The organism is Sphingobacterium shayense, assembly GCF_013179575.1.
Lineage (GTDB): Bacteria > Bacteroidota > Bacteroidia > Sphingobacteriales > Sphingobacteriaceae > Sphingobacterium > Sphingobacterium shayense.
On record NZ_JABMCQ010000176.1, the window covers coordinates 1 to 8,321 of the forward strand.

The 8,321-nt window shown below is 37.8% G+C and carries 9 protein-coding genes; 5 read left to right on the forward strand and 4 right to left on the reverse strand.

The window, feature by feature from the left end; all coding sequences use genetic code 11:
* Nucleotides 1-980: carboxypeptidase-like regulatory domain-containing protein (locus tag HP439_RS16115; RefSeq protein WP_172391360.1), on the reverse strand; the 980-nt coding region annotated here is incomplete at its 3' end.
* A 342-nt stretch (nt 981-1,322) separates the two neighbouring features.
* On the opposite strand from HP439_RS16115, the gene HP439_RS16120 reads away from it, so the two are divergent.
* Nucleotides 1,323-2,057, forward strand: a complete 735-nt coding sequence (locus HP439_RS16120; RefSeq protein ID WP_172391361.1) for a helix-turn-helix transcriptional regulator — start codon at nt 1,323-1,325, stop codon at nt 2,055-2,057.
* A 65-nt stretch (nt 2,058-2,122) separates the two neighbouring features.
* Nucleotides 2,123-2,683 (forward strand): dihydrofolate reductase family protein, encoded by a 561-nt coding sequence (locus tag HP439_RS16125; protein ID WP_172391362.1) that lies wholly within the window; start codon nt 2,123-2,125, stop codon nt 2,681-2,683.
* 81 nt (nt 2,684-2,764) lie between these two features.
* On the opposite strand, the gene HP439_RS16130 is transcribed toward HP439_RS16125, so the two are convergent.
* Together HP439_RS16130 and HP439_RS16135 are read right to left on the reverse strand one after the other, a co-directional pair.
* Complete coding sequence (locus tag HP439_RS16130; RefSeq protein WP_172391363.1) at nt 2,765-3,976, reverse strand: MFS transporter; 1,212 nt, start codon at nt 3,974-3,976, stop codon at nt 2,765-2,767.
* Between the two features lie 120 nt (nt 3,977-4,096).
* The gene (locus tag HP439_RS16135) at nt 4,097-4,900 is read right to left on the reverse strand and encodes a helix-turn-helix domain-containing protein (protein ID WP_172391365.1); all 804 of its coding nucleotides are present in this window, start codon (nt 4,898-4,900) and stop codon (nt 4,097-4,099) included.
* Between the two features lie 134 nt (nt 4,901-5,034).
* Here HP439_RS16135 and map point away from each other — a divergent pair, with 134 nt between their 5' ends.
* Nucleotides 5,035-5,799, forward strand: a complete 765-nt coding sequence (map, locus tag HP439_RS16140) for a type I methionyl aminopeptidase (RefSeq protein ID WP_172391366.1) — start codon at nt 5,035-5,037, stop codon at nt 5,797-5,799.
* Between the two features lie 279 nt (nt 5,800-6,078).
* On the opposite strand, the gene HP439_RS16145 is transcribed toward map, so the two are convergent.
* Nucleotides 6,079-7,371, reverse strand: a complete 1,293-nt coding sequence (locus tag HP439_RS16145) for an OmpA family protein (RefSeq protein WP_172391367.1) — start codon at nt 7,369-7,371, stop codon at nt 6,079-6,081.
* A 256-nt stretch (nt 7,372-7,627) separates the two neighbouring features.
* Here HP439_RS16145 and HP439_RS16150 point away from each other — a divergent pair, with 256 nt between their 5' ends.
* Both HP439_RS16150 and HP439_RS16155 read left to right on the forward strand, forming a co-directional pair.
* Nucleotides 7,628-7,831, forward strand: coding sequence for a DUF6965 family protein (locus tag HP439_RS16150; RefSeq protein ID WP_172391368.1), 204 nt, complete (start codon nt 7,628-7,630; stop codon nt 7,829-7,831).
* Between the two features lie 54 nt (nt 7,832-7,885).
* Nucleotides 7,886-8,321: hypothetical protein (locus tag HP439_RS16155; protein WP_172391369.1), on the forward strand; the 436-nt coding region annotated here is incomplete at its 3' end.

The window sequence follows — 8,321 nt, forward strand, 5'->3', positions numbered from 1 at the left end:
TGAATATGTCCCAACATCAAATTAAATGTACCAACTCCTCCTCCTCCAGAAACACTTGCTGTTTGGTTTTGGGCGTAAGCACGCCGCGTCATGATTTGTTCTAACCAATTTATATTTGGAGTTTCACCTGAGCTCGCCTTTTGAATATCATCATCGGAAAAATTGGTAGTTTGTCCTTGCAACATTCTCGCTTCGTTGTTTAACCGCATAAAGTCAGCTGAATTGACAAATTCAGGTAGGTCTATAGGATTATCCAGCGAAGCCCAAGCATTAATATCGACTCTAAACTGGCCAGTAGTACCTCGCTCAGTTTCGATAACAATCACCCCATTCGCACCTCTAGAACCATACATTCCCGTAGATGCTGCATCCTTTAATACTGTTAGGCTCTTGATCTGGTTGGGGTCTATATCCGAAAGAGACTGTTCCATTCCGTCGACTATTACCAAAGGCCCGGCGTTTTGTAGAGTACTAACGCCTCGAATTGCAATATTTCCCGGAACGTCCCCTGGGAGAGACCTTCCTTGTTGCATTGTAACTCCCGGGATTGTCCCACTGAATGCCTGTTCCATTTTCATAATGGGTCTTGTTTTTGTCTGTTCCATGTCCATCTGTGACACAGAGGAAGCTAAATGCTTCTTGTCAATGGAGGAATATCCCATTACCACAACCTCATCGATACCTTCATTCTTCTCCGCTAAAATGACATTAATGTTGACTTTCTCTCTGATTTCGATTTCTTGATCAGCGTAACCTACCGCTGAAAAAATAAGAGTAGTTGAGGTACTCGGGAGTCGAATCTCAAAATTACCTCCAGCATCGGATGCTGTACCAAGATTGGTTCCTTTCACTAGAATAGACGCGTTCGCGACTACTCTATTTAAATTGTCCTTGATTTTTCCCGTTATTTCGCGGTCTTGGGCTTGCGCAACACACACAAAAACAGTAATGACAAGGAAAAACGTTAAAATTTTTCTCATGTTGGTTAGATTGAATTGATAATTCAGTTAGTTAAGTACAATATATCTAATATACACTATTTAACTTTTTTTAACTTAAAAATATTAAAAAAAATAATTTAAATTCTAAATATATTAAGGTATTTAAACACATTTAAAAAATAGATGTTTATTATTAACGGTTAAAAGCCTATTACATAAACATATTACAATTTACGACCAACATCTTAACATTAAAATATCTTTCGTTATGAAAATTCAATGAAAGGAAATGTAATATTTAGACAAAAAATCTATGATTTTCATGGATTTCCATCCAATAAAGATTAAATTGATCCAAGAATAAAAGCTAGTACTAAGACAATGGAATATAATGAAATAGCACCCTGCTCAACATTAAAGCCGTTTATCCACGCTTTCTGGGAGCTAAAAGGCGACGATAGCGACAATCAATGGGAGCGAATTTTCCCAGACGGTTGTTCGGGATTAATTTTCAATATGGGAGATACATGCGTTACTGATAATGGAAAAGTCAAAATAGATTTTGGTAAGACCTATGTCGCCGGCACAATGACTTCCTTTAAAGACAGCCTTATAGACAGTAGTACACATTTAATTGGAGTATGTTTGAAACCTGCTGTATTATCGGATTTTTATAATTTCGTTCCTCAAAGTGAAATAATAAATCAGACGGTACTGCTGGAAGATTCGCGCTCATTTGACATCGATAAAATTATTAAAAGCTCTACCGAGTATTTAAATATTTTTTTTCTAAATAGACTACAACATCGAAACGGCTATTTAAAATCGGTCATAGAACATATCCATGCGGCTAAAGGCAAATTAAGTATAGACGCAATTGCAAAGAAATCCTTTACAACAATAAGGGATTTAGAGCGAAAATTCAAGGTAGAAATCGGTATTTCGCCAAAAGAATATTCTCGTATCGTTCGCTTTCAAAATGCTTTGGCTAAAATAGCCGATACCAAGCGAGAAAGAAGTCTATCAGATATTGCGGTCGAATGTGGTTACTATGATCATGCCCATTTAACTAACGAATTTAAAAGGAACACAGGACATGTTCCCTCTCAGTTTTAATTTTGTCGCGTTTTTCCAAGGTGTAATAACCAACTGATACGTATTTTTGCTGGAAAGATATTCACATGAGAAAAGTTGTTTTAAATTTAGCCGTTAGTTTAGATGGTTTTATAGAAGGGCCTAATGGAGAGATCGATTGGTGTATAATGGACGACGAAATGAATTTTGATACCTTCGTCGATAGTATCGACACCATATTCTACGGAAGAGTAAGCTATGACGCTTGGGGAAACTTCCGCCCGCAGGAACATACAAGTCCGCCAGATAAAATCGATTGGCAAAAAATACATTCAAAACATAAGATTGTTTTTTCCTCACATAATCGCGTCGACGACAGGGCTGTCTTTATCTCGTCTGACATAGCTAATAGAGTGGGCGAGCTAAAAAAACAAAGTGGTAAGGACATTTGGCTTTATGGTGGTGCTAATCTCATAAAGACATTTGTTCATTTAGAATTAATCGATATCTATAAAATATCCATCCATCCTATCGCATTGGGTAGTGGTAAACCCTTATTTGAAGGTCTCACAAATCGTTTGAACTTTCGATTACTTAATACACGCGCGTTTAAGTCAGGAGTCGTCGAAATGACGTACGGAAGGGAGAAACCGGAGTGCCAACTATAATCGACTAAAGAAACAACGTCGAACAGAATACCAATTTTGCAGTATGCTAAGCATTATCATCGTTCTTTTGAAATATTAATTTTATGCTTGCGAAAGGTATTCAATTCGCCGGCTGAACATCAAATGGGCTACGATGGCCAGTAAACCGAATGATATTCCGACGAAGCAAACACCAGGCCACTGTGCATAATCCCACGCGATGGAAGCAAACGAGGTACCGAGCGACCCACCGATAAAATACGCAACCATATATACAGTATTCAACCGGTTTACCGCATTCGTTTTTAACATAAAGTAATTGGTTTGATTCATAATGTGACTTGCTTGTACGCCTAAATCAATAAGGATAACACCTGCGACAAGTCCCCAATACGTTTCACCAGCAAAATACGTAAATACCCAGCTTCCTGTCAGCACTAGAAGAGAAAATAAAATAATTCGGTTCAAATTAAAATATTTTTGAAGATTTCCTATTTTGGCGGCGGCTAAAGCACCAATAGCCCCGGCCAATCCAAAACTACCCACAACGGATGACCCGACGTTAAAAGGAGGTCCCTCCATATGAAAAACAAGGGTGGTAAACAATGCAGACATTGAACCGAAGGCCATGGCACCGCGGAATGATGCAAGCTGCAAAACAGGTTGCGTTCTTGCCAAATGTGCGACCGATAACATCAATTGCTTATAACTCCCTTTGAAGTTTGGATATAACTCTGGAAGTGTTTTAAAGCATATCCCCCATACAATAACCATTAAACCTGCAGCAATTCCGAACATAGCCCTCCATCCCCATAATTCCCCAACAATTCCACCCACAAAACGCGATAGGAGAATCCCTAACAATAATCCCGACATAACAAGTCCAATATTTCCCGATTTTTCATTGTCTGATGAAAGCTCAGCAGCAATAGGAACAAACAATTGTGGGATAACAGACGTCGTTCCGATCAATAAACTTGCGACATAAATTCCCCACAAATCGCGAGTAAAGGTTATCCAAAGCAGAGAACCAAAAACTAACACTAAATCAACCAAAATAAGTCTCCTACGTAAGAGCTTATCACCCAATGGGACAATCAATAATAATCCACATGCGTAACCAATCTGGGTAAGCACAGATATCTTTGCTGCAGCCCTTTCGGACACGTTCAGGTCTTCGGCTATTAAAGCTAATAGTGGTTGGTTATAATAATTGTTTGCAACAACGAGCCCCGAAACAATTGCCATCAGCCAGACTAATTTACGAGAAATAGTTTTAGTACCATTTATGTCTGAGAAGTTGTTTTCCCCCATAGATTTTAGTTGATTGTTTTTTAAAACCTTTCGGTTCACATTACCAGCTCAGGTTTATAAAAAGATCAGTTAACTCCTGTGCTATAAAACAAAAATAAATAAATTACGTTTTCTATTATGTTAGTCCCACGTGTATTGAGCGGGTCCGACACCAGTATATCGCTTGAATTCCTTAAAGAAATGATTATAATCATAATAGCCTGAATAAAGCGCTGCATCAAAGAAGTCTTTAGACTTACTTTTCTTACAATATTGATAGGCATATATAAATCGCTGTAGTAAAATATATCGCTTAGGCGAAATACCAATATATTTCACAAAATTACGATGGAGCCATTTCGCATTAACTCTCTGACCTAGTCTTTGGAGAACATTCGAGATCGTTACATTCCCCTTCTCGCTTTCAATATAGGAGGTCGCCATATTTAAAATGTATGGGAAATTACTTTCCGTATGATATAATGAGAACGTGGTGTTTAAATAAGAAGCTTTTTGGAGCAAAGTTTCCTTTTCATACATCTGATCAAAGAAATCCATCCATTTGTCATTTACGATATCGCACAAACTACAAATAGGTCTACGAAAAAAAACTGCGGGAGAAACATTAAAAAGAGAGTAAAAAGAGGCTGGGTTAAAACGTAATACTGTAACAAAATCAATATTAGTTGGAATATTCCAATACGTGTTTTCAACAATTCCACAGCAAACCCAAGCAGAATCATATCTAGACATACCTTCCTTTTTTTCCAGACAAACGAAATCGCTTTTTTGCGGCATAAAAATGATTGAAGGAATGCCATCATTGAAAAGCAATTGACTAGAACTCAAATCACGACAAGAAAAGGTGTACATATCAAAAATATGTTCGGAATATTCGCCTATTAAACCTAATTCAATAGAACCCGACAATTTTATGCTTTGCAAGAAATTTAGTGGCATACTTGTGCCAATATACAAAAAACTGTTCCATGTCGGATTAAATGTCCGATTTTTACTTTCTAGGCGGCATCTACAAATCCTATTTTTGTGGCATAGGAAGTAACACTAATAATAGAATTATGCTGATCGCAAACGAAAAAGATTTGAACGGAATGAAAAAAGTTAGCGAGGCCGTGGCTTGCGCTTTAAGGGAAATGTTAGACTTTGTTCAGCCTGGTATGTCAACTAAACAACTGGACGACTATGGGGCACGAGTACTAGCAGATTTCGGAGCAAAATCTGCGCCCAACCTAACTTACAATTTTCCAGGATGTACCTGTATAAGCATCGAAAACGAGTTTTGCCATGGCATCCCCTCAGAAAAACGAATACTAAAAGAAGGAGATCTAATCAACATTGATGTTTCTGCTGAACTAAATGGATATTGGGCCGACAATGGAGCCTCGTCCATTCTTGGGAGAGATATTTATCAACGAGAACACCTTGTCGATGCATCGCTTAACATATTAAAGACTGCAATTAACAATATCAAAGGAGGCGTAAAAATATCGGAAATCGGACTTATGATGGAAACGCTTGCAAAAAAAAGAGGTTTGAAGGTTATTAAAAATCTCGGAGGACATGGTGTCGGCCGTAGTTTACATGAAGAACCTGATGAAATATTAAACTTCAAAAATGTTGACGATCATCGAAGATTTCGAAAAAACTCTGTTGTAGCAGTTGAAACTTTCATTTCGACCATTTCCACTTATGCGGTCGAACTAAACGATGGTTGGACAATGGTAGGAAACAAAGGTGGTTACATGGCCCAACACGAACATACAATTATTGTCACTGACGGAGAACCAATAATACTAACTGAAGCGAACGGAATTTTCAGATAACCTCGAGAACAACAGCAAAGGCGTCAAATTAATTTCGACACGCGCAATTTAAAATTAAAGAAGCGATCAGATAAGTTTAACCAGACTAAAATTGTATATTATAACACCTGCTAAATGTGAAATCATTCTTAGTAATATTTTGATAGCAATACAAATCAGTTTTAAAGATTTAAACTTAATCTGCTAAAACTTAAGTTTTCAAACATATTAAAACGAACAAAAGGAAACCTTAGGCTCCCTTTTGCTGTATAACAACGTAGATGCAATGAAGCGGAAGCTTTACTTGCGGACGCTAATTGCCACTCTTCTATCCTTCAACCGATCAGATTCTGGAGCGTCTGGAGCAAATTTTGCAAAATCTGAACCATATCCTTCAGTTTCTACCACCCTATCGCCAACACCCTTTAACTCAAGCGCTTTCTGCACTGAGGCAGCACGATCACCAGACAATTTTTTATTTATTTCCTCGGTGCCCGTTTTGTCCGTATACCCCCCAATTTTAACTTTCGCGTCAGGAAATGCATTTAAGATAGCTGCTAAGTTGTCGACTTGTGTTTGACTCTCAGGTAAGATATTTGATGTACCCGTTTGGAAGTTCAAGTTGTCAAAGTCAAACCAACGATTTTTCAATTCGTCGTCCGTAAGAGCTTTATAATCTGAACTTAAAAAGGTTACCAATTGGTCTTCAATCCCCCCCTTGTATGCGTTGAGGACAGTATCATTAGGAAGAGTCACCATAATACTCTCACGTTCACCGATCGATGAACTCGCCGATGAATCAACCGGAGGAGGAGATTGCATATCCATGCTGGTACCCATCGTATCCACATCAGTTGAATCAGAAGTAATCGAATCATTTCCGCCACATCCTTTTCCAAATAGGAACCATAACAAAACCAACAAAATAAGGATGATAATCCACCAGAACCCTCCACCTTTTTTACGATTTTCCTGTGCCGGAGGCAGCGCCACAGGTGGGATATATTTCGCTTCGCTCGTTGTATCGATAGGAGTTATAGGATCAATCGGTACTTTGGAAGCCTCTAAATCATTCCCAAACAAACCGAGTGTTAACCCTGCTGGTAACGCCGATAAAAAATTAGAGCGATTATTGTTTAAATCTGCACCTATCGATGTCGTGTCCCAGCGTTCCCCTTTATTAGTCATTGCGCCAATTACTGCTGGTACTCCTGCCGAAAACAAACTAACAATATTATTGGTATTAATACCTAAAAAATTAGATAAATTAGAAAGTATACCGTCGAATCCATCACCAAACAACGAACCCAAAAATGATTTTGTAGAATCAACATCTCCGGTTACGTGCTGCGTGGTAGCCATAGAATTGGGCACATCAGAGAAATCAAATCCCGAAAACCTCGATTTAATGTTCTCTAATAATCCATTCAATTCAGGACTTGACTTACGTTGAAATCCTAGAAACAGAGAGGGAATAACTGCACTTATCCCAGTCTTTACTTGTTCGACCGTTAAGTTTTCTTGTGAAGCAAGATCGCTGTAACGTTGCTCGTTAAAATAAGATTGAGCAATTTGAATTAAATTATTTTCCATAATATGCGTTTATAAGTACATGGTAAAGAACAACCTATGTAACAATTTGTTTGCAGTGCTCAAAAATCAAATGACGAACAATAAGTTCATTCCACTTTAAATCACTAGTAAGTCATTATCCTTAAACGAAAACCGATTACTGAAGAAAACTTTTTCTCGACAATCAAATGCGGCTGATTTATCATTCTAAATTAATTTATATTTGCTTTACAAGTCGGAAATTATTTGTTACAGATTTTAGTATTTTTGTTTTAATATGACAATAGAAGAATTACGAATCGCTTTACTTGGAAAAACTTATCCCGATCCGGTACAGATTAGTGCTGATCAAAGAGTCACAGACGCAGAAAATTTTCTAAAAATACAATTTATTGAAGTGGATCTTTGGACGAGAGAAATCGAAAAATGTCCAGCATACCTACGCCTATTGAAATTTTTCAACGCTACAAAGCCGCAGTGACGATAAAATAACTTGAGCGTTGCATAAATATACCTGCAGCTAATTAAAAACTAAATGCGTTTAACAAGTAACGAATATCTTTTCGAAAATTTTGACTTCAACGCGATTAGCGAAGTATATTTATTGAAGCATTTTCAAGGGCCGATCGTTCCTAATAATGGACAAGTGAACTTCGTAACCGCGGTCCACCTTTCTCTAAATGAAGGGAATTTCGAAACAAAAGAAAATCTAGATTCACCAGCTGTAAGAATACACGTACAGCAAGATAGGGTCGCCCTGCGGATTTCATGTACCTGCGATTCAACTTCAGTCACACTTTGCATACATGAATTTGCCACATTGCGAGCGTTGCAAAAAAATACTCGGTTCAAAATCTTTTTTGATTATCAGACACGCAACGCATTTCTCAAATCGCAGAGCGCTCCATATGGATTGGAAAATGAAAATGAGATCGAAAAGTATCTCCGATTGAAATATGAGGATGGCGACG